The sequence below is a fragment of the Roseobacter sp. HKCCD6576-2 genome (assembly GCF_013179285.1).
GTDB lineage: Bacteria > Pseudomonadota > Alphaproteobacteria > Rhodobacterales > Rhodobacteraceae > Rhodophyticola > Rhodophyticola oceani.
The window spans coordinates 111,809-135,543 of record NZ_WVNW01000001.1 but is presented as its reverse complement, the minus strand read 5'-3'; the positions used below and the strand labels follow the sequence as shown (position 1 = coordinate 135,543).

Below are 23,735 nucleotides of genomic sequence, written 5' to 3'. Positions count from 1 at the left end.
TCACGCGCTGGAAATAGCCGGGCTGAATGCATAGCCCTCAGGGCTGAGGATCGTCGCCTCCCGCAACCCGTGAGGTTTATCGGCGACCGGCTCCAACACTATGTAGCCGGCCGCCTCAGCTCGCGCGACCGCCGAATCTGGATCGATATCAAACAAATACACCTGCAATCCGCCTCCCCGCGGCGGGCTTTCCGGTACAACCCCCAGAAGCGGGTGCGCGCCATAGGTGCCATCCGCGTGGATCTGCATCATCATGTCGCCGTGCCGCAAAATCGCAAAATCATCCGAGAGGCGATGCACGCTCAGGCCAAACACCTCGACCATCATCGCGGCCAAGGCGCGCACATCCGGGCTCAGCAGGTTGACACCAATGCCGGACAGGCTGCGCCCAAAAACCTCGGCGGGAACCGTCTCCAGGCCCATCTCGTCGCTCATTCCGCGGCTTCTTTCACGCCAATGAACCCGCCCGATTGCCGGTTCCAATAGCGCGCATAAAGCCCGTCCTGCGCCAGCAGGTCAACGTGACTGCCTTCTTCGACAATCCGACCCTGATCCATGACGACGATCCGATCCATCCGCGCAATGGTCGAAAGCCGGTGGGCAATCGCAATCACGGTTTTGCCCTCCATCACATCGGCCAAGGCGGTCTGAATGGCGGCCTCGACTTCGCTGTCGAGGGCGCTTGTCGCCTCGTCCAGAACCAAAACCGGAGCATCTTTCAAAAAGGCCCGGGCCAGGGCAATCCGTTGGCGTTGCCCGCCGGAAAGTTTCACGCCACGTTCACCAAGATGCGCATCATAGCCTTTGCGGCCCGTGTGATCTTCCAAATCTTTGATGAAGTCGTCGGCTTCCGCCCGCCGCGCCGCGGCCAGCATCTCTTCCTCCGACGCGCCGGGGCGACCATAAAGGATGTTGTCCCGGGCGGAGCGGTTGAACATCGCGGTTTCCTGCGTGACCATCCCGATCTGCCGTCTGAGGCTTTCCTGGGTCAGTTCCCGCACATCACATGCATCCAGAAAAATGCGACCCTTCTCCGCATCATAGAGCCTGAGCAGCAAGGCAACCAATGTCGACTTCCCGGCCCCCGAGGCGCCGACGATGCCGAGTTTCTCGCCCGGCTCGACCACCAGTGACAGATCCTCGATGCCACCCAACTCGCGACCATACGCGAAGCTCACAGCCTCAAACGTGATCTTGCCTTTCGCACGCTCCAACTCCAACGCGCTCTCGTCATCGATCAGGGTATGCGGCGGGGTCAGGGTTCGCATCCCATCCTCGATCTCACCGACATTGGCGTAGATGCCCATCAGCGTGAAGCTGACCCAGCCCGTCATCTGCGCGATCCGCATCGCAATGGCACCGGTCGCCACGATATCGCCCGGGCTGGCGATCCCCTGACGCCAAAGCAGAACCGCCCCGAGGATCAAGACCACCGGCAGAAGCCCCGCCACCGTCATCAGCGCGAAACGGAACCCGGTGGAGAGATAGCCAAACTCGAGCGAGCGATCCCGCAGGACCTCCATCGCGCCAATCGCCGCGCTATCCTCATGCCGGGTGTGACCGAACAGCTTGACCGTCTTGATATTGGTGATCGTGTCGACGACCTGCCCCGTGACCATCGCCCGCGCGCCAGCCCGGGCGGCGGACCGTTTACGGATGCGAGGCAAAAACCAGCCGATCATCCAGAAATAGAGACCAAGCCAGGCCAAAAGCGCCAAAGCGATCCGCCAGTCGATGACGGCAAGCATCAGAACCGACCCAATCATCGAGGCCAGCGCGAACGCAATCGCGTTGATCACCTCGCCCACCACATTGGTCAGCGCTTGGGCCGTCTGCATCTGCTTCTGAGCAATCCGGCCGGCGAAATCATTGTCGAAGAAGCTGACCGCATGACCAAGCGACCAACGATGCAAGCGGCTTTGCACCAACGGGTAGATGTTGGGCGGCAGAACGATGCCGTTAAACGCCGCGCTCGCGCCAAAGATCATGGGGCGCAGTAGGAGGAAGAACGCCACGAAGCCCAGGATCAGACCCCAGTTCTCGGCGAAATAGGTCAGCGGCGCGGCACTTTCGACCGCGCTATCAACGATCATGCCAAGCAGCAGGGCGCTGAACACCTCCAGCGTCCCGGCCAGCGCCGAGGCCAGCGTGGCAAGCAAGATCACGGGCCATGACCCAGCAAGGCACCATCGGAAGAATGCCCAGAGCGTCTGCGGCGGCGGTGTTTCGGCCGGCTTGAACCCGTCGATCAGGTCACCCAGCCAGGTCAGAACCGGTTGCAGCCGCGCAATCATTCCGCCGCCTCGGTGCCGATAAAGCCGCCCGATTGCCGCGCCCAGAACCCGGCATAGAGCCCATTTTGAGCCAGGAGCTCCGCATGGCTGCCTTCTTCGGCAATGCGGCCATTATCCAACACCAGAATCCGATCCATCTTGGCAATGGTGGACAGGCGGTGCGCGATGGCGATGACGGTTTTGCCCTCCATCACCCCATAAAGTGTGTCTTGGATCGCCGCCTCGACCTCGCTGTCGAGCGCGCTGGTGGCTTCGTCGAGGATCAGGATCGGCGCGTCTTTCAAAATGACCCGCGCCAGTGCGACCCGCTGACGTTGACCGCCGGAGAGTTTCACGCCACGCTCGCCCACCTGCGCGTCATAGCCCAGGCGACCTTCCGGGTCGGCGAGATCAAGAATGAACTCATGCGCCTCGGCCCGGTTCGCCGCTGCGATCACCTCCGCCTCGCTGGCCTCGGGCCGCCCGTAGAGGATGTTCTCTCGGACGGACCGATGCAAAAGTGAGCTGTCTTGCTGGACCATGCCGATGACCTGGCGCAGACTGTCTTGCGTCACCGCCGAAATATCTTGGCCATCGATCAGAATCTGCCCCTTCTCGGCATCATAAAACCGCAAGAGAAGCTTCACGAGGGTCGATTTCCCTGCGCCCGAGCGCCCAATCAAGCCGATCTTTTCCCCCGGCTGAATGCGCAGCGACACATCCTGCAACCCGCCGCTCTCGCGCCCGTAGTGATGGGTCAGCCCGCGCAGCTCAATTGCGCCCTTTTCCAAAACCAGATTTTTGGCATCGGGCTTATCCACCAAGGTGATCGGTTGCGCGATGGTTTCCATCCCTTCGGCGACGATCCCGAGGGAGCGGAAAAACGTGCTGAGCGCCCACATGATCCAGCCGGTCATCGCATTCAGCCGCAGCGTGAGCGCGGTGGCCGCAGCGACAACCCCGACCGAAGCCGCACCTTGCGCCCAGAGCCAAACGGCCCAACCAACAACACCGACGATCAAGAAGCCATTCAAGGCGGTCAGCGCCACATCCATCGTGGTGAAAATCCGCATCTCACGGGCGAACGTCTGGCGGGTGTGTTCAATCGCCTCTTTGGCGTAGTCCAACTCGCTGTCATGATGCGCGAAGAGCTTCACCGAATGGATATTGGTGTAGCTATCGACAACGCGGCCCGTGGTCATCGACCGCGCGTCCGAGCTGGCCTTTGACGCTGGCCCAACCCGCTGCATCGTCCAACGCACCAGAAGGGCATAGAGGCCCAGCCAAATGATCAGTGGCAGGGCAAGACGCGGATCTGCCTCGGCCAACAGGATCGCCGCACCGATCAAGTACGCGATAGCGAAGGTGAGAGCGTCAAACACCTGAAAAATCGCGTCGCCAGCAGCCGGCGGGGTTTGCATGATCCGATTTGCGATCCGACCCGCGAAATCATTCTCGAACCAGCCAACCGATTGACGCAAAACATGTTTATGCGCGCGCCAGCGGATCAACGTGCCGAAATTCGGCAAGATACCGTTGTTCAAAAGCGCGACATCGAGGCCTTGCAGCGCCGGGCGCAGGATCAAAATGAAGCCCGCGACCAGGAGAAGCTCGATGCCATATTGATCCAACACACTCGCAGGCTCACCCGAGGACAGCAGATCAACCACCCGACCCATGTAGTAGATCAGCGCGACCTCAACGATGGCGACGAACAAAGACATCGCTGCCGTGAATGCAAAGAGCCGTTTGAACGGTTGCGAATATTCCCACAAAAACGGCCATAGCCGCGTCGGCGGCGTATCTCGCTCAGGATACGCCTTGTAGGGATCGACCAGATTTTCAAAAAAACGGAACATGGGACTCTGGCCGAATAAGCGGCGCGGTTTGCGGGGTGAGACTCGGGATATAACCCCGGGATTACAGAAAAACCATGACAGCCGACGCGGCGAGCCCGGTTGCCATGACCCGCGCGAAAATCCGCCAAGCGCCGGGCGTGTTAAGAAGAAGGGCCAAAGCGGTGCCAGCGGCGCTCCAAAACAGGCACACAAAAAAATTCGTCCCGGAAAAGGCCAGAGCCAAACGCTGTGCTTCGTCCCATGGGGTCAGGCCGATGCCATAGCCCGCAGCCGCCGCCAGGGCCACCGCCCAGACCTTGGGGTTCACCCACTGAAACAGAACCGCTTCAACAAAGGTAAAGGGCCGATCCCGCGCCTGACGCGCCTCCGGTGCATTGGCGGATCGCCAGAGGGTCCAGCCCATCCACAGGATCCAGGTCGCGGCCGCAAGTTTCAACGTCAGAACCAAGCCGGGTCGCGCCTCCAAGGCCGCCCCGATCCCAAGCCCTGTCAGCCCAGCCGTCACACCAACCCCAACCACGACTCCCGCCACATGCGGCAGTGTCGCGCGCATCCCAAACCGCGCGCCCGAGGCTGTCAGCAAGATGACGTTCGGTCCTGGTGAGAAAAGGCCGACAAACACGAAGGCATAGAGCGGGTCGAGCACGCGGCCTCCGTCAAGACAGGAGCGCGGCGCGATCCAGGGCGAAATCCGAGGCGATCCACCGTGTTTCAAGCTCAGCCAGTTTCTCGCCGAGGGCTGGGCCGGTCAGCTCTGGCATGAGGTCAGCCGCGGCGATCGGAAACTGCGCCTCCGCGCCGCGCGTTGCGGTCTCCAGCTGCCGCTGATCAAACGGTTGCTCAAAAATCGCGGCGCGCAGCAGCAAGATGTCGCGCGCCGTCTCATAGCCATGACGATAGCCGAGTTCGCCCGGACCTTCTGCGCTACCCATCCTGTCGCGGAGCAGGGCGACATGCCTCGCATCGCGTTTGCTCAACCGCAACGCATCGGTCGGCTCTTCCCCGCCCAAACTTGCGAGGCGGCGCATCGGGTCTGGCGACACCGACTGTGCTGTCTCGATGGCGATTAGGATCGGCAGGGCGCGCGGATCTGCACCTCGTAGGACACAGCGCAAGACACCGCTCTGCATCATCGCCGCCAAAGCTGGACCAGGATCGTTGGCAGAGAGGAGCTTTGTCATCTCCGCGCCAATGCGCTCTTTCGAGAGTGTCTCTATTCCGCCGGATAGAGCCGCACAGGCTGCCAATCCGTCGGCGTCAAACCCATTGCCTGGATCGGCGTACCAAGCATGAAACCGGAAAAACCGTAGGATGCGAAGATAGTCTTCCCGAATGCGATCTTCCGCAGACCCGATGAAGCGGAGGCGACGGGCGGCGAGGTCATCCACCCCCTCGCCCATGGGGTCCAGCACGGTCCCATCTGGCGTCGCATAGAGCGCATTCATGGTGAAATCGCGCCGGGCTGCATCGTCGTGAATATCTGTCGAAAAGGCGACCGTTGCATGTCGGCCATGGGTGTCGACATCCTTGCGGAAGGTGGTCACCTCATGCGGACGACCGTCAGCGACAACCGTGACCGTCCCATGCTCGAACCCTGTCGGCACCGCGTGCAACCCCGCCGCTTCGGCAAGCGCTATCACCCGCTCCGGCACCGCATCTGTGGCGAGGTCGATGTCATCCGCCGGGTGCCCAATTAAGCCATTGCGCACGCAGCCGCCGACAAACAGCGCCTGATGGCCAGCCTCCGTCAGCGTCGTGCAGATCGCAACCGTTCCCGGATGCGCCATCCAATCCGCTTGTAGCTTCATGCCTCAACCCGATCCGCCAGAGATTTCAACATCCGCGCCGTGGCACCCCAAATGTAATACGGCCCATAGGGCACGACGTAGAACTGCCGCCAAACGCCGCGCCAACGTCGCCGCTCGACCCGATAGGCGCTCGGGTCCATGAGAAACGCAAGCGGGACCCGAAAGATCTCGGCAACTTCACCTGGCTCGGGTATCGGGTCAAAATCGCCATTTAGAGCCGCGACAACTGGCGTCACCTCATAACTGGTCACCGTCTCATGGATTGGCATCAACTCAAGGACAGAGACCAAATCTCGCGGAAGACCAATCTCCTCTTCCGCCTCACGCAGCGCTGCAGACACCAAGTCGGCATCGCCGTCATCAAGCTTACCGCCAGGAAAGGCGATCTGCCCCGGGTGGTGTTTCAGATGCGAAGCGCGTTTGGTCAGGATCACCTCCGCCCCGCCCGGCGAGTCAGCGATGGCGATCAACACAGCCGCCGGGCGCAGTTTGCGACCCTCTGGCCAAGCGATATCTGGGTTCAGATCGTAATCCGACGAGGGCGCTGCCGGCCGCTCCAGCGCGGCCCGCAAGATGTTGAGATCAACTGGTCGACCCATCATCGCCACCCACGGCCTTTTCGGCTTCGAACCCCAAGGTCAGAGGGTCAAATTGATAATGGGCACCGCAGAATTGACAATCTGCGGTCACGATGCCCGCGCCCGTCGTCATATGCGCAATGTCCTTGGCGGAGTAGATCGAGAGGCTCTGACGCACCTTGGCTGGCGAACAGGTGCAACCGAACTGCACTGGTTGCGCATCGAACACGCGCGGTGCTTCTTCGTGGAATAGCCGCACCAGAAGATCGGTCGGCGAGACGCGCGGGCCGATCAACTCCAACTCCTCGACCGTATCGAGAAGCAGATTGGCGCGGTTCCAGTTCTCGCCCTCAGCCGCATCCAAGATGTCTTCCGCGGCAAGCAATCCGGCTTCGCCAGATCCGCCTTCACCCGTCACATGCGGGGAGGCTTTCGGCATATGCTGCAACATCACGCCGCCCGCGCGCCAATGCACGGCCTCACCCGGTTCTTGCGACCTGCCATAGCTCAAGGCAAACCGGGTCGGCAGTTGCTCGGATTGCGCGAAATAGGCCTCTGCACAGGCGGTCAAAGCGCCACCCGCGATCGGCGTGATGCCTTGATAGGGCGCATTCCCGGCACCCTGATCGATCAGAATCGCGAAATAGCCCTTCCCGATCTGCTGAAACGGGTCGGCAGCCTCGTCGAATACCTCTTTGTCATAGCTCGCATAGGCCCGAATCTGCGCAGGCGCGCCTTCCTCCGCCGGTGCGAAGAAATCCGTCGCAATGAGCCGCAGCGGGCCATCGCCCCGCACCTGTAGCGACAGTTTCCAGCGCAGCTTGATAGTCTGCCCGACCAACGCGGTCAGCAACGCCATCTCCGCCACCATGGCCTCAACGCCGGCTGGATAGGCGTGTTGCGACAAGATTTGGTCCAACGTGCCATCCAGGCGCGCAACACGCCCCCGAATGTCCGTGCGGTCGAGTTGAAACGGCAGGACGGTATCGTCCCAAGCGATTTTGGTCGTCAATGTCATAAGAAGTCCTCGCGGCCCGCTCCGGCAGGCATATCGCGCCCATATAGGGGCGGCAACTGATATCCCAAGGGGTTGCCGGGTGACTTGGCCGCAATCCCTTGCTATCGAGCGCCATAATCCACCGCTGCCGAATATGGACCGCCTCTGTGAAGATTGAAACAACCACACTGCCCGATGTGTTGATCCTCACGCCCAAACGGTTTGGCGATACCCGCGGCTATTTCACCGAGAGCTGGAACCGCAAAACCCTCAAAGACCACGGTATCGACATCGACTTCGTGCAAGACAACCATTCCATGTCTGCGACGGTTGGCACTATCCGAGGCCTGCATAGTCAGACGCCCCCCTTTGCGCAGGCAAAACTGGTGCGTTGTGGGCGCGGGGTGGTTTTTGATGTGGCCGTCGACGCCCGTATCGGCTCGCCAACCTATGGCCAATGGGTCGGCGTCGAGTTGAGCGCTGAGAATGGCCGACAGTTGTTGATTCCCCAGGGGTTCTTGCACGGGTTTGCCACGCGCGCGCCTAATAGTGAGTTGATCTACAAATGCAGCAATTACTACGCTCCAGATTGCGAGGCGAGCGTTCGGTTTGACGACCCCGATCTCAACATAGATTGGGGTTTAGGCGATGTGGAGCCGGTACTTTCGGACAAAGACGCCATCGCGGGAGCTTTTTCTGGCTTCTCATCCGGCATTTCTTGGGGAGGACCCGCGACATGAAGCTTTTGGTCACTGGTGGCGCGGGGTTCATTGGCTCCGCCGTGGTGCGACTCGCAATCGCACGGGGCCATGCCGTCGTGAATGTTGATGTGCTAACCTATGCCGCCTGTTTGGAGAATGTCGCATCGGTTGCGGATGATCCAAACTACAGCTTCGAGAAGGCCGATATCTGTGACGCATCCGAGATGGACCGGATTTTGGCCCAACACCGCCCCGATGCCATCATGCATCTGGCCGCGGAATCGCATGTGGACCGGTCAATTGACGGACCTTTGGCCTTCATAGAGACGAATCTGCGCGGCACAGCGACCTTGTTAGAGGCGGCGCGGCGCTATTGGGAAGCTGCCGGAAAGCTAGAGCAGTTTCGCTTTCATCAGATCTCGACGGACGAGGTTTTCGGCAGTTTGGGACCGGACGGACGGTTTTCTGAAGACAGCCCCTATGCCCCCAACAGCCCTTATGCTGCGTCCAAAGCTGGCGCCGATCACTTGGTGCGCGCCTGGCATGAGACCTATGGATTGCCAGTGATTCTGAGCAATTGTTCGAACAACTACGGGCCATTCCATTTCCCTGAGAAGCTGATCCCCGTCGTGATCTTGAAAGCGCTCGCGGGTGAGGACATTCCTGTCTACGGAACAGGGTCTAATGTGCGGGATTGGCTCTATGTTGAGGATCACGCAGACGCCCTTCTGACGGTCCTGCAGACCGGTGAAACCGGGCGCAGCTACGCCATCGGCGGGGAGGCGGAAGCCCGCAATATTGACTTGGTAAAGAGCCTCTGCGCCATCCTGGATCGCAAACGACCCAAGAACCACGCCTATGCCGATCAAATCAGGTTCGTGGCCGATCGACCCGGCCATGATCAACGCTACGCGATCGATCCATCCCGCATCCGGGATGAATTGGGCTGGCGTCCCTCAGTCACTTTGGAAGAAGGACTCGAGCGCACAGTTGATTGGTATCTCGACAATGAAGCCTGGTGGCGGGCGCTCTTGGCTCGGGAGGGTGTGGGGAACCGCTTGGGGCTTTTGTCATGACGATCCTGGCATTTGGCGCGGCCGGGCAGGTCGGGCGTGTCTTGGTGCGGATGCCAGAGGTCACAGCGCTCACCAGGGCGGAGGTTGATTTGTCTCAACCGGGGCAATGTGGTGAAGCCATCCGCAACCTGCGGCCAAAATATGTGATCAACGCGGCCGCGTATACCAATGTCGATGGTGCCGAAAGCGCCGAAGAGCTTGCTTTTCGGATCAATGCCGACGCCCCGACGGAAATGGCGCAGACATGCGCTGATCTTGATGTTCCCCTGGTTCATATCTCCACCGATTACGTTTTTGACGGTAGCGGCACGAGTGCTCGCAGACCGGATGCACCGACGGCGCCGCTGAATGCTTATGGGCGGAGCAAACTGGCCGGCGAGGCCGGTGTTCGCGCCGCTGGCGGCCCTCATGCGATCTTGCGAACATCCTGGGTGTTTGATGACCAGGGGCAGAATTTCTTGACCACAATGCTCCGCCTCGGCGCGAGTCGCGACCACTTGACCATTGTAGCGGATCAGATCGGCGGCCCGACCCCCGCGGACGCGTTGGCCAGGGCTTTTTTAGCGACCGGTCGACATCTGATGGCAGACCCGGGTGCAACAGGCGTGTATCACTATGCGGGCCAGCCAGATGTCAGTTGGGCCGATTTCGCACGGGCGATCTTTGAGGTTTCGGGTCTGTCGTGCCGAGTTGAAGACATTCCAACATCCAACTATCCAACACCGGCCGCGCGCCCCCTGAACTCACGGCTAGACTGTCAAAGCTTTGAAACCGTGTTTGGCTTGCAACGGCCCGATTGGCGGGCAAACTTGGCGGCATATCTGTCCAAATATGAAGGCCCCTGACATGACGACGCGCAAAGGCATCATCCTGGCTGGTGGCTCCGGCACCCGGCTTTACCCTGTTACGATGGGCCTCTCGAAGCAATTGGTGCCGGTCTATGACAAACCAATGATCTATTATCCGCTTAGTGTCTTGATGCTGGCCGGGATTCGCGAGATTGCCGTTATCACGACGCCGCAAGACCAGGCCCAGTTTCAAGCTGTCTTGGGGGATGGAACGCAATGGGGCGTCGCGCTCACTTACATCACACAACCCGCGCCCGAGGGTCTGGCGCAAGCCTATGTCCTGGCTGAGACCTTTCTCAAGGGTTCTCCGTCCGCGATGATCTTGGGAGACAACCTGTTCTTCGGGCACGGCCTGCCTGGTTTGCTGGCTGCTGCGCCCGAAACCGGCGGTACCGTGTTTGGGTATCACGTAGCTGACCCAGAACGGTATGGCGTTGTCAGTTTCGATACCGCCGGGCGGGTCGAAGCCATTGTGGAGAAACCAACCAAACCCGCATCCAATTACGCGGTCACAGGGCTCTATTTCCTCGATGGATCAGCCTCCACCAGGGCGCAATCCGTGACCCCGTCGGCACGCGGCGAACTAGAAATTGCCGACCTGTTGCAAAGCTACCTAACCGAAGAAGCGTTGAATGTGCAGTTGATGGGGCGAGGCTATGCTTGGCTCGACACCGGGACCCATGACAGCCTGCTTGAGGCCGGAAATTTCGTACGCACGTTGGAAACCCGACAAGGGCTGCAGGTCGGCTGTCCGGAAGAAGTTGCGTTCGCGGCAGGTTGGATCAGCGCCGATGAGCTCGCGGCACGGGCCGCCTTGTTCGGCAAGAATGGATATGGCGCGTATCTGTCGGACCTTCTCAAAGGCAATCGCTAGCTGCTTGCCTGCCGCTCCAATTATATGAAAGCTGGTCAGAGCTTTAGAAAGTGCGGCGCGGCTATGAAGATCCTTTTTGTGCACCAGAATTTCCCTGGCCAATATCGACAATTGATTGATTGGCTGATTGCCCAAGGTGGCCATGAGATGGTCGCGTTAACCCAAAGCAAAACGCCGCCAAACATCCGTGGCATCAAGATATTTGGGTATCGCCCGCATCATCGCCCGAAAGACGATGCCTACGCACTGTCCAAGTATTGGGAGGAGTGCTGTGGCTCAGGCTTTGGGGTCGTACGCGCGTGCAAAAGGCTTGAAGAGCAAGGGTTTGTGCCCGATCTCGTCCTCGGTCATGTGGGATGGGGTGAACTGACCTTCATGAAACAGATTTGGCCGAGCGTTCCGGTTCTGGGTTTTTTCGAGTATTTCTATCTCGCACAGGGCGGCTCTGTCGGGTTCGATCCTGAGTTCCCGGCTTCCGAACACACGCCATTCATTATGCATGCCCGCAATGCCGTCAACTTCGCGAATATAGAAACCGTCGATCTGGGCCATGCGCCGACCCAATGGCAACTCAACACCTTCCCGGAGAGCTTCCACTCAAAGATTTATTGCTGCCATGACGGCATTCGGGCCGATCTGCTGAAACCCAACCACGCGGCGAAAGTCCCTCTGGGCCGACTGGGCCGCGATGTGACCCGGGAGGATGAGATTTTCACCTATATGGCCCGAAACATGGAACCCACGCGCGGCTTTCATGTGTTCATGCGGGCGCTGCCCGACATCTTGGCCGCGCGGCCCAAATCTCGGGCGCTGATCATCGGCGGCAGCGAGACATCCTATGGCAAGAAAAGCGATGCCGACGGAGGGTATCGCGCCGAAATGGAACGGGAGGTGGGAGATCGGCTCGACTGGGATCGTGTCCACTTTCTAGGCCGCGTGCCTTATGCGGATTTCCAGAAGATCATCCAGATCAGCCGTTGCCATATCTATCTGACGGTGCCGTTTGTCCTGTCTTGGTCCCTTCTGGAAAGCATGGCCATGGAAGCAACCATTGTCGCCTCAGACACCGCGCCGGTCCGCGAAGTTGTGACACATGGCGAGACGGGGCTTCTCGCCGATTTTTTCGATCCCAAGGCATTGGCCAATCAAGTTGCCGAAGTGTTGGCCAACCCGGCGGACTACGCGGGGTTGGGCCCGGCTGCACGACGCCATGTATTGGAAAACTACGATTTCCTGAGCCACACGCTGCCGATTCATCTTGAGAAAATGAACAGCCTTGTTCCCAAAGCCGCCCAGATTCCGATGCCGGTCTGAACGGCTCTGTCCCCTATGCCGCCGCCTAATGCCAATCTCCCGCAGGTGTGTCTTTGTTCTTTCGCGGATGTTTGACGCCGTCCGGCGCCCGCTAGGCAACAGTTTAGGCGCAGCCCAAATCACGGTCAGCGGGCTACGCGGCTGGATCTGATTTACCAGGGTTCCGGAGAGATCTGCGATGACCGGATTTGGACTCTGGGCAGGTAAACGACGTGTTTTGGCACGACTTTACTCGGACACCATGTGTCGTTTGACCTCTATCGGGATTCGTGAGAGCACTCGGCCAACAAGACGTGAGGCTCTTAAAATGGCGGGCAAAATCCTCCTCGCAGGCGGCGCAGGATATATCGGCTCTCACACCTATCTCGCACTGGTAGCGGCGGGGTTTGAGGTGATTATCTTTGACAACTTCGTCAATTCGCACCCGAGTGTGACGGAGCGATTGGCAGAGATCAGCGGCGCGCCGGTCACATGTGTCACCGGGGATGTTCGCGATTCCGCCGCGCTGGATCGGCTCTTTGCCGAACACGATATTGCGGCGGTGGTTCATTTTGCGGCGTTAAAGTCAGTCGCCGACAGCGTCAAAGACCCGCTTGGGTATTTAGATAACAATCTCGGTGGTTTGGTGACGTTGCTCACCGCGATGGACCGGGCCGTTTGTCGCAACCTCGTCTTCTCTTCCTCGGCGACAGTTTACGGCATCCCCGACGAGACGCCGACACCCGAAACGGCCGAGCGTCGCGCGATGAACCCCTATGGCAGAAGCAAAATAATGTGCGAGGAAGTCCTCGAAGAGCTCGCGGCCGCCGATGCTGGCTGGGCATTCGGCATCCTGCGGTACTTTAACCCGGCAGGCGCACATCCCTCTGGCCTGATTGGAGAAGATCCGAAGGATGTGCCCAACAATTTGATGCCTTTCGTCGCCAAAGTTGCAATCGGCGAAATCGCGCAAATCAAAGTTTTTGGAAATGACTATCCCACGCCCGATGGCACCGGGGTTCGGGACTACATCCATGTGGAAGATTTGGCGCGCGGTCATCTCTTGTCGTTGCAGTCGCTTCTGTCGACCGGGCAGGGGCATGTAGTCAATCTTGGAACCGGTAAGGGGCAGTCTGTCTTAGACGTCATCAACGCCTATAGCGCGGCCTGCGGGCAAGACTTGCCCTTTGTTTTCGAAGCGCGGCGGCCCGGCGATGTCCCAATCTATTGCGCACAAACCGATCTCGCGAAATCCGTTCTTGGGTTTGAGACAGAGAAGAGCTTGGCCGATATGTGTGAAAGCAGTTGGCACTGGGTCGCGTCACAGGCGCATCTGACACGGCCCTAGCCCGATACCGCAAAAAAAGGTCGCGCCGACAAGCGCCACATCCATCGCGATACACCACCATTGACGCTCCATGTCGGTTGTAGGCTTGGCCACAGTCGAAGCGATTGTTATGGCTGCGATGATCCGCCCCATAAGGAAACGCTATGGCCCAAACCCTGCCCCGAACAGCGCTCGTGACTGGTTCCGCTGGTTTTATCGGGTTTCATGTGTGCAAGCGACTCCTCGCAGATGGCTGGCGGGTTGTCGGCATCGACGCTTTGACCGACTACTACGATGTCGCTTTGAAGACCCGCCGCCATGCGATGCTTCTCCAAAATCAGAGGTTTCAAGCCGTCACCGAGCGGATCGAGGCCGAAGATCTGCTCCAGACCCTTTTTGAAGAGCATCGTCCGGATGCGGTCATCCACCTGGCCGCGCAGGCCGGGGTACGCTATTCCATCGACAATCCTGAAAGCTATGTGCAGGCCAATCTGATCGGGACGTTCCGATTGCTGGAAGCTGCCCGCGCCTATCCGCCTGCCCATATGCTGCTGGCCTCCACCTCCTCGGTCTATGGGGCCAACACGGTCATGCCTTATGCCGAAACGGCAAAGGCCGACACGCAAATGTCGTTCTACGCGGCGACGAAGAAGGCCAATGAATCGATGGCGCATTCCTATGCCCATCTTTACGATCTACCGACAACCATGTTCCGTTTCTTCACGGTTTATGGCCCCTGGGGTCGCCCAGATATGGCGCTGTTCAAATTCACCAAGGCGATCCTCGAAAACACACCGATCGATATCTACAACCATGGCGATATGGCACGCGACTTCACCTATGTGGACGATCTGGTCGATGGCATCACCCGGTTGATCGACACCGTGCCCGTCCGACCCGAAACCGCCGACGATATCCCAGAAGGCGATAGCCTCTCGCCCGTCGCGCCCTGGCGTATCGTCAATATCGGTAACTCCGAGCCGGTCCAGCTGCTCGATTTCATCGCGGCCATCGAAACCGCGATCGGCAAACCCGCGATCCGCAACATGATGGAGATGCAGCCCGGCGATGTGCCGGCGACCTGGGCGGATGCATATCTGCTGCAGCGGTTGACCGGCTACACACCGAAAACCAAGGTTGCAGACGGCGTTGCAGAATTCGTCGCTTGGTATCGGGATTTCTACCAGGTCTGACGCCTCGCCTTAAGAAATCGCAGATGATAGAGTTTCTAAAACCACGGCCCGCAAAGGGCATGACGAAAGGGCAGTGAGCAGATGCGTATTGCGATGATCGGTACCGGCTATGTCGGCCTCGTCTCCGGTGTGTGTTTTTCCGATTTCGGACATGACGTGATCTGCGTCGACAAAGACCCGCGAAAGATTGAGATGTTGGAGGCCGGTGAGGTCCCGATCTATGAGCCCGGGCTTGATACGTTGATGGCCAAAAACGTCGAGGCCGGGAGATTGTCTTTCAAGACCGATCTGGCGGCGGCAGTAGATGGCGCAGAAGCCGTGTTTATTGCGGTCGGCACGCCGACACGTCGCGGCGATGGCCATGCGGATCTGACCTATGTGATGGCCGCGGCCGAAGAAGTGGCCCAAGCACTGACCGGCTATGCCGTGATCGTCACCAAATCCACCGTGCCTGTCGGCACCAATCGCCGGGTCAAGCAAACCGTGGCCAAGGCCAACCCGGCGGCTGAATTCGATGTCGCCTCGAACCCGGAATTCCTCCGCGAAGGGGCCGCGATTGACGACTTTATGCGGCCAGACCGGGTCGTGGTCGGCGTCCAGACCGAACGGGCGGGCGACGTGATGGCCGAGATTTACCGGCCCCTCTTCCTGCGCGAGTTCCCGATCCTCACCACCGATCTAGAAAGCGCCGAGATGATCAAATACGCCGCCAATGCGTTTCTGGCGACCAAGATCACCTTCATCAACGAGATCGCGGCACTCTGTGAGCGCGTCGGCGCGGATGTGAAAGAGGTCTCCAAAGGCATGGGTCTCGACGGGCGGATCGGCAACAAATTCCTCCATGCCGGGCCGGGCTATGGCGGCTCTTGCTTCCCGAAAGACACCTCGGCGCTGGCCCGGATTGGGCAGGAGCACGCCGTGCCCCAGCACATCGTCGAAACCGTGATCCGGGTGAATGACGAGGTGAAGCACCGGATGATCGAGAAGCTCCGCGACCTCTGCGACGACTCATTCAATGGCAAAACCATCGCGGTTCTGGGTGTGACCTTCAAACCCAACACTGATGACATGCGAGATGCCCCCTCGCTCAGCATCGTGCCAGCGCTGGTCGGCGGCGGCGCAAAGGTTCGCGTTGTTGACCCGCAAGGCAAACGCGAAGGCGAGAGGCTTCTGCCCGGGGTTCACTGGCTGGATGATCCTTACAAAGCGGCGAACAATGCTGATTTGGTTGTGATTCTGACCGAATGGAACGAGTTCCGCGCGCTGGATCTCAAGAAAATAGCTAAGAAAATGACCACACCCCGCATGGCCGATCTACGGAACATCTATTCTCCGAAAGACGTCAAACGCGCCGGTTTTGAAGCCTATGCAGCCGTTGGGCGCGGCTAGGCGATCCCAGCGCGAAGGCAATCATGTAGATGCAGTAGGCCCACGGGGCGATCGCTGTCATCAACCACAAAGAGCGCGGTTATTTTGTGTTCTGACATGACGGCCATGGCTTCGGCGGCCAGCATGTCAGGACCGATGCTCCGCGGGCTGTTTGTGGCGACGTCGCCGGCTTTGCGCTCCATCAGCCCGTCCATATTGCGCCGCAAATCGCCGTCGGAGATCACGCCGACCAGCTTATGATCCTCCACCACACCCGCGATCCCGAAGCTCTTCTCGCTCATCTCGATCAGCGTGTCGCCCATGGCGCTGCCTGGGTGCACAAGCGGCAGCTCTTCAACCCCATGCATCAGCTGCGCCACCTTGCTCAACTGCGCACCAAGCTTGCCGCCAGGATGGAAGGTGCGGAAATGCTCGGGCAAAAACCCGCGCCGTTCCATGACCGAGACAGCCAGTGCGTCACCCAATGCCAGGGTCAGCGTGGTCGAGGTGGTCGGCGCCATACCAATGATGCAGGCCTCTGATGCGGGCGGCAGTGTCAAACGCCAATCGGCGGCCTGCATCAGTGTGCTTTGGTTGTTGCGCGAAATGCCGATCATCGGGATCGAGAACCGCGCCACATGGGCCACGATATCCCCCAACTCCGCGGTTTCACCTGAATTGGAAATCAGAATGACCAAGTCACCGGGCATCACCATACCCAGGTCACCATGGCTGGCCTCCGCTGGATGCACAAACGCCGATGGTGTTCCGGTTGACGCCAGGGTCGAGCTGATCTTGCGCGCAATATGCCCCGATTTGCCGATGCCAGAGAGGATCACGCGACCCTCAACCTCCAGAATGGCGGCCACTGCCGCCTCAAAATCGGCAGGCAGGTTCTCGGCCATGTCCACCACAGCTTGGCCTTCCAGGCGTAAGACACGGGCGGCGGTTTTGCGGATCATCTGATTGGCAGTCTTATCCATAGCGATTCCTTAGCCGATGGTTTCGGCGAAGGACAGGCCCCGGGGTTTTCATCGTTTAGGAAGGCTGGCATAGCGAGACCCCAAGCCACCTCACAGCAGGCTCCATCATGAACCGCCGATTTGGCCGTAACCCCGACCCCGCGCGCCGCTATACGCCGCGTGCCGGCGTCTACGCAATTATCGCCAGCGGCGATGAGATTCTGGCCACGTTTCAAGAACGTCCACGGCCTGAGTTCCAACTCCCCGGCGGCGGTATCGACCCTGGTGAAAGCGTCTTGGCGGCGCTGCACCGCGAAGTGATGGAAGAGACCGGCTATCGCATCCATGCGCCGCGCCGGTTGGGCATGTTCCACCGGTTCACCTATATGCCCGATTACGATCTTTGGGCGCAAAAACAATGCCATATCTATTTCGCGAAGGTCGGTCGCCGCATCGCGCCACCAACAGAAGCAGGACACTGGCCGGTGTTTATGCCCTGGGCCGAGGCGGCCACCCAACTGGCTGTCTCGGGCGACCGTCACTTCGTGACCCAGATTATGGGGCAATTCGGCTAAGCAGGCCGCGCATCTCGACCGCAGGAAACGGCCTGAGCCCTCAGATGGCAAAGCCCGGGGCCGGACATGACTGATGCGTTGATCAAGACGCCTCAACGGCCACGTTCTGCCCGATCAAATCAGGAACTGCCCCAGAAGGTCGTCATCTGTGATGTCCCGGATCGCAAAGCCACGCGCTTCGATCCGGGACATCAACCCATCGAATTGCGCCGCCTCTCGGGTCTCGATCCCGATCAGAACGGAGCCAAAGTTTCGCGCGGATTTCTTAAGATATTCGAACCGCGCAATGTCGTCATCAGGGCCCAAGAGGCCGAGGAATTCCTTCAACGCACCGGGCCGCTGCGGCAACCGTAAGATGAAGTATTTCTTCAACCCTTGATAGCGCATCGCGCGCTCTTTCACCTCGGGCAGGCGTTCGAAGTCGAAATTGCCGCCGGAGGTCACGCAGACGACGCGCTTTCCGCGAAGCTGATCGGCCAAATGCTCCAAGACATCCACCGCCAACGCCCCGGCAGGCTCCAACACGATGCCTTCGACATTCAGCATCTCGCCAATCGTCACGCAAATCCGGTTTTCCGGTGCCAAAATGACCTGCGCTGGATCAAGCGACCTCAACACTTCGAAGTTCGATGCGCCAATCCGCGCCACGGCTGCCCCATCGACAAAATTGTCGGTGATCGGCGTCGCAACGGGGGCACCCGCCCGCAACGCAGCGGTCAGGCTCGGCCCGCCTTCGGGCTCGACCAAGGTCATCTCGACCGACGCCTCAATCGCATCCAGATAGCGGATCACGCCCGATGACAGTCCACCGCCGCCGACGGGTAAGATCATATGATCTGGCGCGCCACCCATCTCATCGACCACTTCCAGGGCAACCGAGGCCTGGCCTTCAATCACATCCGCATCATCAAAGGGGGATAGAAAATGTGCAGCTTCCTGGGCACAAAACGCCTGCGCTGCCGCCAGGGTTTCATCGAAGAAATCGCCGACCAGACGGATTTCGACCGCCTTCCCGCCAAACGCCTTGGTCTTGTCGATTTTCTGTTTCGGCGTGGTGACCGGCATGAAAACCGTGCCGCTCAACCCGAAATGCTGGCACACATAGGCCACGCCCTGGGCATGGTTCCCTGCGCTGGCACAGACAAACTGCCGCTGCTTCGGATCAGAGGCCAAAGCCTTTCGGATCGCATTGAACGCGCCCCGGATTTTGTACGACCGGACGGGGCTCAAATCCTCGCGCTTCAGCCAAATCTCCGCGCCAAACCGCTCAGATAGATGAACGTTGCGCTGAAGCGGTGTGGGCGGAAACAGCGCGCGCATCGCCTCGGCCGCGGCGCGCGCATTTTGGGCAAAATCGGTCATATCCCTGCCCTGCCTCTAATCCTGCAGACTGTCCAGAGCTCAGTTCAGGGCGCGCCCCTCAACCAAATTGCCATAGAGCGTGGTCATCAGAGCGAGATTGACCAGCACCTGTAGCCAGCCAAGCACGAAGCTCAACAAAAGCCCGACAACCGGCACAATCTGCAAAAGCCCGTTCAAAAGCAAAAAGACAATCGGGATCACAATGATCGGCAGCAAAATGGCGCCAGACACCGGCTCAGTCAGGGTCCAACTCTCGCCAATCCGCATCGGCTGACCCAACGCCGCCGATGGCAGAATCAGCCCCACGCGCGTTATCACCCAGGTCAAAGCGATCGCATAACCGATACCCATAAAGAAAAAGAACGCGGGCGATTGCACCGCAACGGCTGCGACGCCGATTGCAAATCCAAGAGCGAAGCCGGTCAGCAGGGCAATCAAGAAAATCCGGATGACGGCCCAAAGATAGCTTTTCACCAGGTCCCAATTCCAGGTTGGCAGAAGACCGGCGCCATACTCTTCAAGCAGCACATATCGGTGCCAGCCAATTGCGGCCCAAGCATAGCAAATTACTGCCACCAAGACGATCAGGGGCATCAGGACCAATAGACTCGGGCCGATCTCCAAAAACCGTCTGCCGATCTCATCCATTCGTTGCGCGTCGTAGGACGCCGTCGGGTCATGGGTGAGAAAGTCCCAACCGACAAGCGATCCGATCACGAATATGCCAAACAGATATGGCAGAACCGTCAACAGCCCCGTCAGCCGGGCCGCTTGCCCCAAGTTCCCAAACACCTGTTGCACCACATGGCGCAGCAACTGATACCCATAGTCCATTACACACCCCCACTCATCTTGCCCCGCCTTTGAAAACCCGCTATCGCCGCGACGGTCAATCAAAAAACCTGACGGAGCCGCCGATGTCCGCGCCTAAGAAAGTCGTCCTTGCCTATTCCGGCGGTCTCGACACCTCGATCATCCTGAAATGGCTGCAAACCGAGTATAACTGCGAGGTCGTGACCTTTACGGCCGATCTGGGCCAAGGTGAGGAACTCGAACCGGCACGCAAAAAGGCCGAGATGATGGGCGCGAGCGCCATCTATATCGAGGATTTGCGCGAGGAGTTCGTTCGCGATTTCGTCTTTCCGATGTTCCGCGCCAATGCGCTTTACGAAGGGCTCTACCTGCTCGGCACTTCCATCGCCCGCCCGCTGATCTCCAAACGTTTGGTCGAGATTGCCGCCGCCGAGGGCGCGGATGCCATCTCCCATGGCGCGACGGGAAAGGGCAACGATCAGGTCCGATTTGAACTGGCGGCTTATGCGCTAAACCCCGAGATCAAGGTCATCGCGCCCTGGCGCGAATGGGATCTGTCCAGCCGGACAAAGCTGATCGATTTCGCGGAGAAGAACCAGATTCCGATCGCCAAGGACAAGCGCGGCGAGGCCCCGTTCTCGGTCGATGCGAACCTGCTGCACACCTCGTCGGAGGGCAAGGTTTTGGAAGACCCGGCCGAAGATGCGCCCGATTATGTTTACCAGCGCACGGTTCACCCCGAAGACGCACCCAATGAGCCGGAATACATCGAAATCGGCTTCGAAAAGGGCGACGCAGTGTCGATCAATGGTACGGCACTGTCGCCCGCCACGATCCTGACAAAGCTCAACGAGCTGGGTGGCAAACACGGCATCGGGCGCCTTGATCTGGTCGAAGGCCGCTTTGTCGGGATGAAGTCCCGCGGCATTTATGAAACGCCCGGCGGCACGATCCTGCTCGAAGCGCATCGCGGCATTGAGTCGATCACGCTCGATCGCGGCGCGGCGCATCTGAAAGACGAGCTGATGCCGCGCTATGCGGAACTGATCTATAACGGCTTCTGGTTCTCGCCCGAACGCGAGATGCTGCAAGCCGCCATCGATCACAGCCAGGCTCATGTCACCGGCACGGTGCGGTTGAAACTCTACAAAGGCCTCGCCCGGACGGTTGGGCGCTGGTCCGATCACAGCCTCTATTCCGAGGCGCATGTGACTTTCGAGGATGATGCGGGCGCCTATGATCAGAAAGATGCAGCAGGGTTTATTCAACTGAATGCGCTGCGCCTGAAGCTGATCGCCGCACGAGATCGCCGCCTCAAAGGCTAGTCTCGCAACGTCACCGTTGCCGAAATACCCCGGCCTGCCTAGCGATAGGCGGGCCTTTCATTTTTCGGAGATACAGATGGCGTTGCAACAGATGGCAGATCGCATTCAAGACGGACTCACCGGCAAAAGCTTCGACGGGTCGTTGAAGTTTGATTGCGGGTCAGACGGTGTGATCGTGCTGAGCAATGGGCGGGCCACGACAGAAAACCAAGACGCTGATTGCACCATCGCCATCTCGAAGGACAACTTGACCAAACTGCTCACCGGCAAGCTTAACCCGATGACCGGGGTGATGATGGGCAAGTTGAAAGTGTCCGGTGATATGGGCGTCGCGATGAAGCTTGGTAAGTTGATCGCCTAAAGCGCCGCGGCCAATCGCGCGCCTTGATCAATCGCCCGTTTCGCGTCCAGTTCTGCCGCCACATCCGCGCCGCCAATCACGTGCGGGGTGATGCCAGCCGCCTCTAGATCATCGGCCAGGCTTCGCTCCACCTCCTGACCTGAACACAGCACAACCGTGTCGACCGCGATCAGGGTTGGGTTTTCGCGCGCCTCGCCAAAACTCACATGCAGCCCATCTGCATCGATGCGTTCATAGTGCACGCCGGTGACCATCTTGACGTCTTTCATTTTCAACGCAGCGCGGTGAATCCAACCAGTCGTTTTGCCCAAACGCTTACCCGGCTTCTCGGCCTTTCGCTGCAACAGCGTGACCTCACGGGCCGCAGGCTCCGGGCGTGGTCCTTCCGGCGCCAACCCGCCACGATCCGTCTCTGGATCGCTGACACCCCATTCTTTGCGCCAAAGCGCGGGGGTTTCGGTTGGGCTTTCGCCTTCGTGGACCAGATATTCGGCCACATCGAAACCGATGCCACCGGCCCCGATAATCGCCACTCGCCGTCCAACAGGCGCTTTCCCGGCCAGCACATCTACATAGCTCAACACGTTTGGCCCATCCTGCCCAGGAATGCCCGGATCGCGCGGCTTCACACCGGTTGCGACAACCACCTCATCAAATCCGGTGAGGTCCTCAACGGATGGCGCTGCGCCCAACCGAAGATCAATGGCGCGTTTGTTCATCATCGTCTCGAACCATTGGGTTAGACCCTTAAATTCCTCTTTCCCGGGGATCTCTTTTGCCATGTTCAACTGGCCACCAATTTGATCGGCCTTGTCGAACACCACCACCTGATGCCCCCGTTCCGCCGCCACCATCGCCGTAGCCAAGCCGGCGGCCCCGGCCCCCACAATCGCAATCTGTTTCGCGGTTTCAACCGGCTCATAGCGCAGCACAGTCTCATGACAGGCGCGCGGGTTGACCAGACAACTCGTCAGCTTGCCGCTGAATGTGTGATCCAGACAGGCCTGGTTGCAGGCGATACAGGGCGCGATCTCATCCGCCTTGCCCGCTTCAGCCTTCGCGACAAACTCCGCATCCGCCAAAAACGGCCGCGCCATGGAGACCATATCGGCGGCGCCTTCGGCCAAGACCTCTTCGGCCACATCGGGCATATTGATCCGGTTCGATGTGATCAGCGGAATGCCGACCTTACCCATCAGTTTCTTGGTGACCCAGGCGAACCCTTTGCGCGGCACACTGGTCGCTATTGTCGGAATCCGCGCCTCGTGCCAGCCGATCCCGGTGTTGATGATCGTCGCGCCCGCAGTTTCGATCGCTTGCGCCAGTTCAACGACCTCCTCAAAGGTCGACCCGTTGGGGATCAGGTCGATCATGCTCAGCCGGTAGATGATGATAAAATCCGCCCCAACCGCCTCTCGTACCCGGCGCACGACCTCCACGGGCAGACGCATCCGGTTCTCGTAGGAGCCGCCCCACCGATCCTCGCGTTTGTTGGTATGCGTCACAAGGAACTGGTTCAGGAAATACCCTTCGCTGCCCATGATCTCGACACCATCATAGCCCGCGTCCTGCGCCCGAACCGCCGCGGTGGTGATATCGGCGATCTGCTTCTCAATACCGGCCTCGTTCAGCTCTTTCGGTGGAAAGGGCGAAATCGGGGATTTTACTGGCGAGGGCGCAACGCAATCGGGTGAATACGCATAGCGCCCTGCATGCAGGATCTGCATCGCGATCTTGCCATCGGCCTCATGCACGGCATCGGTGACAACGCGGTGATTGCGAATGTCTTCCGCCGTATAAAGCCCGGCCGCGCCTGGAAAGACACCACCCTCGGGATTGGGCGCCATGCCTCCGGTCACAATCAAAGCGACACCGCCCCGCGCCCGCTCGGCATAAAACTCCGCCACACGCGGCCAGTCTTTGGTCTCTTCCAGGCCGGTATGCATCGAGCCCATCAGCACCCGGTTCTTTAATGTGGTGAACCCTAGATCGAGCGGAGCCAAAAGATGCGGATAAAGCGCGTGTGCCATGGGAAAATCCTCCTGGCCAGCACCTAACCCCGCCTGCGCGCGCCTGTCACGCTCAACGCGGCGTCAGTCGGACAGTCGCTTGTATGGAAATTGCGCGCCGCCCGCTTGAGTA

22 protein-coding genes are annotated in these 23,735 nt (G+C 59.5%); 11 read left to right on the top strand and 11 right to left on the bottom strand.

Annotated elements, in window-relative coordinates; all coding sequences use genetic code 11:
• From GTF44_RS00650 to GTF44_RS00620, 7 genes are all read right to left on the bottom strand, one after another.
• Window positions 1-435 (bottom strand): VOC family protein, encoded by a 435-nt coding sequence (locus GTF44_RS00650; protein WP_253261245.1) that lies wholly within the window; start codon window positions 433-435, stop codon window positions 1-3.
• Window positions 432-2,294, bottom strand: coding sequence for an ABC transporter ATP-binding protein (locus GTF44_RS00645; RefSeq protein WP_171559143.1), 1,863 nt, complete (start codon window positions 2,292-2,294; stop codon window positions 432-434). The genes GTF44_RS00650 and GTF44_RS00645 overlap by 4 nt, the downstream gene beginning before the upstream one ends.
• A complete protein-coding gene (locus GTF44_RS00640) occupies window positions 2,291-4,132 on the bottom strand; it encodes an ABC transporter ATP-binding protein (RefSeq protein ID WP_171559140.1) in 1,842 nt (613 codons plus the stop codon). The genes GTF44_RS00645 and GTF44_RS00640 overlap by 4 nt, the downstream gene beginning before the upstream one ends.
• Window positions 4,133-4,193: 61 nt before the next feature.
• A complete protein-coding gene (locus tag GTF44_RS00635) occupies window positions 4,194-4,778 on the bottom strand; it encodes a LysE family transporter (protein WP_171559136.1) in 585 nt (194 codons plus the stop codon).
• 10 nt (window positions 4,779-4,788) lie between these two features.
• Window positions 4,789-5,940: a CCA tRNA nucleotidyltransferase gene (locus tag GTF44_RS00630; protein WP_171559134.1), complete on the bottom strand. Its 1,152-nt coding sequence runs from the start codon at window positions 5,938-5,940 to the stop codon at window positions 4,789-4,791.
• Complete coding sequence (locus GTF44_RS00625) at window positions 5,937-6,539, bottom strand: CoA pyrophosphatase (protein WP_171559598.1); 603 nt, start codon at window positions 6,537-6,539, stop codon at window positions 5,937-5,939. Before GTF44_RS00625 ends, GTF44_RS00630 begins: the two co-directional genes overlap by 4 nt.
• Window positions 6,523-7,536: an Hsp33 family molecular chaperone HslO gene (locus tag GTF44_RS00620; protein ID WP_171559132.1), complete on the bottom strand. Its 1,014-nt coding sequence runs from the start codon at window positions 7,534-7,536 to the stop codon at window positions 6,523-6,525. Before GTF44_RS00620 ends, GTF44_RS00625 begins: the two co-directional genes overlap by 17 nt.
• A 146-nt stretch (window positions 7,537-7,682) precedes the next feature.
• Here GTF44_RS00620 and rfbC point away from each other — a divergent pair, with 146 nt between their 5' ends.
• From rfbC to GTF44_RS00580, 8 genes are all read left to right on the top strand, one after another.
• Window positions 7,683-8,255, top strand: coding sequence for a dTDP-4-dehydrorhamnose 3,5-epimerase (gene rfbC / locus GTF44_RS00615; RefSeq protein ID WP_171559129.1), 573 nt, complete (start codon window positions 7,683-7,685; stop codon window positions 8,253-8,255).
• On the top strand, window positions 8,252-9,292 hold the full coding sequence (gene rfbB / locus GTF44_RS00610; RefSeq protein WP_171559127.1) for a dTDP-glucose 4,6-dehydratase: 1,041 nt from the start codon (window positions 8,252-8,254) through the stop codon (window positions 9,290-9,292). Before rfbC ends, rfbB begins: the two co-directional genes overlap by 4 nt.
• The gene (rfbD, locus tag GTF44_RS00605) at window positions 9,289-10,137 is read left to right on the top strand and encodes a dTDP-4-dehydrorhamnose reductase (RefSeq protein WP_171559124.1); all 849 of its coding nucleotides are present in this window, start codon (window positions 9,289-9,291) and stop codon (window positions 10,135-10,137) included. The genes rfbB and rfbD overlap by 4 nt, the downstream gene beginning before the upstream one ends.
• Window position 10,138: 1 nt before the next feature.
• On the top strand, window positions 10,139-11,014 hold the full coding sequence (rfbA, locus tag GTF44_RS00600) for a glucose-1-phosphate thymidylyltransferase RfbA (protein WP_171559121.1): 876 nt from the start codon (window positions 10,139-10,141) through the stop codon (window positions 11,012-11,014).
• Window positions 11,015-11,077: 63 nt separating this feature from the next.
• Window positions 11,078-12,328, top strand: coding sequence for a glycosyltransferase (locus GTF44_RS00595; RefSeq protein ID WP_171559119.1), 1,251 nt, complete (start codon window positions 11,078-11,080; stop codon window positions 12,326-12,328).
• Between the two features lie 307 nt (window positions 12,329-12,635).
• A complete protein-coding gene (galE, locus tag GTF44_RS00590; RefSeq protein ID WP_171559116.1) occupies window positions 12,636-13,655 on the top strand; it encodes a UDP-glucose 4-epimerase GalE in 1,020 nt (339 codons plus the stop codon).
• A gap of 143 nt (window positions 13,656-13,798) precedes the next feature.
• Complete coding sequence (locus tag GTF44_RS00585) at window positions 13,799-14,827, top strand: SDR family NAD(P)-dependent oxidoreductase (RefSeq protein WP_171559113.1); 1,029 nt, start codon at window positions 13,799-13,801, stop codon at window positions 14,825-14,827.
• Between the two features lie 81 nt (window positions 14,828-14,908).
• The gene (locus GTF44_RS00580) at window positions 14,909-16,216 is read left to right on the top strand and encodes a UDP-glucose/GDP-mannose dehydrogenase family protein (RefSeq protein WP_171559111.1); all 1,308 of its coding nucleotides are present in this window, start codon (window positions 14,909-14,911) and stop codon (window positions 16,214-16,216) included.
• On the opposite strand, the gene GTF44_RS00575 is transcribed toward GTF44_RS00580, so the two are convergent.
• A complete protein-coding gene (locus GTF44_RS00575; protein WP_171559108.1) occupies window positions 16,213-17,178 on the bottom strand; it encodes an SIS domain-containing protein in 966 nt (321 codons plus the stop codon). The genes GTF44_RS00580 and GTF44_RS00575 overlap by 4 nt on opposite strands.
• 107 nt (window positions 17,179-17,285) lie before the next feature.
• Between GTF44_RS00575 and GTF44_RS00570 the strand changes: the two genes are divergently transcribed.
• The gene (locus GTF44_RS00570) at window positions 17,286-17,732 is read left to right on the top strand and encodes an NUDIX hydrolase (protein ID WP_171559105.1); all 447 of its coding nucleotides are present in this window, start codon (window positions 17,286-17,288) and stop codon (window positions 17,730-17,732) included.
• Window positions 17,733-17,846: 114 nt separating this feature from the next.
• Here the strand turns inward: GTF44_RS00570 and ilvA are convergent, their stop codons facing one another.
• Window positions 17,847-19,094, bottom strand: a complete 1,248-nt coding sequence (ilvA, locus tag GTF44_RS00565) for a threonine ammonia-lyase IlvA (protein ID WP_171559103.1) — start codon at window positions 19,092-19,094, stop codon at window positions 17,847-17,849.
• Window positions 19,095-19,133: 39 nt separating this feature from the next.
• Entirely contained in the window at window positions 19,134-19,928 is a 795-nt protein-coding gene (locus GTF44_RS00560) for a hypothetical protein (RefSeq protein ID WP_171559100.1), read from the bottom strand.
• 83 nt (window positions 19,929-20,011) lie between these two features.
• Here GTF44_RS00560 and GTF44_RS00555 point away from each other — a divergent pair, with 83 nt between their 5' ends.
• Window positions 20,012-21,232 (top strand): argininosuccinate synthase, encoded by a 1,221-nt coding sequence (locus tag GTF44_RS00555; protein WP_171559097.1) that lies wholly within the window; start codon window positions 20,012-20,014, stop codon window positions 21,230-21,232.
• A gap of 76 nt (window positions 21,233-21,308) precedes the next feature.
• Window positions 21,309-21,593: an SCP2 sterol-binding domain-containing protein gene (locus GTF44_RS00550; RefSeq protein WP_145213544.1), complete on the top strand. Its 285-nt coding sequence runs from the start codon at window positions 21,309-21,311 to the stop codon at window positions 21,591-21,593.
• Here the strand turns inward: GTF44_RS00550 and GTF44_RS00545 are convergent.
• The gene (locus tag GTF44_RS00545) at window positions 21,590-23,623 is read right to left on the bottom strand and encodes an NADPH-dependent 2,4-dienoyl-CoA reductase (protein ID WP_171559094.1); all 2,034 of its coding nucleotides are present in this window, start codon (window positions 23,621-23,623) and stop codon (window positions 21,590-21,592) included. The two genes, GTF44_RS00550 and GTF44_RS00545, sit on opposite strands and share 4 nt — an antisense overlap.
• Window positions 23,624-23,735 lie beyond the last annotated feature (112 nt).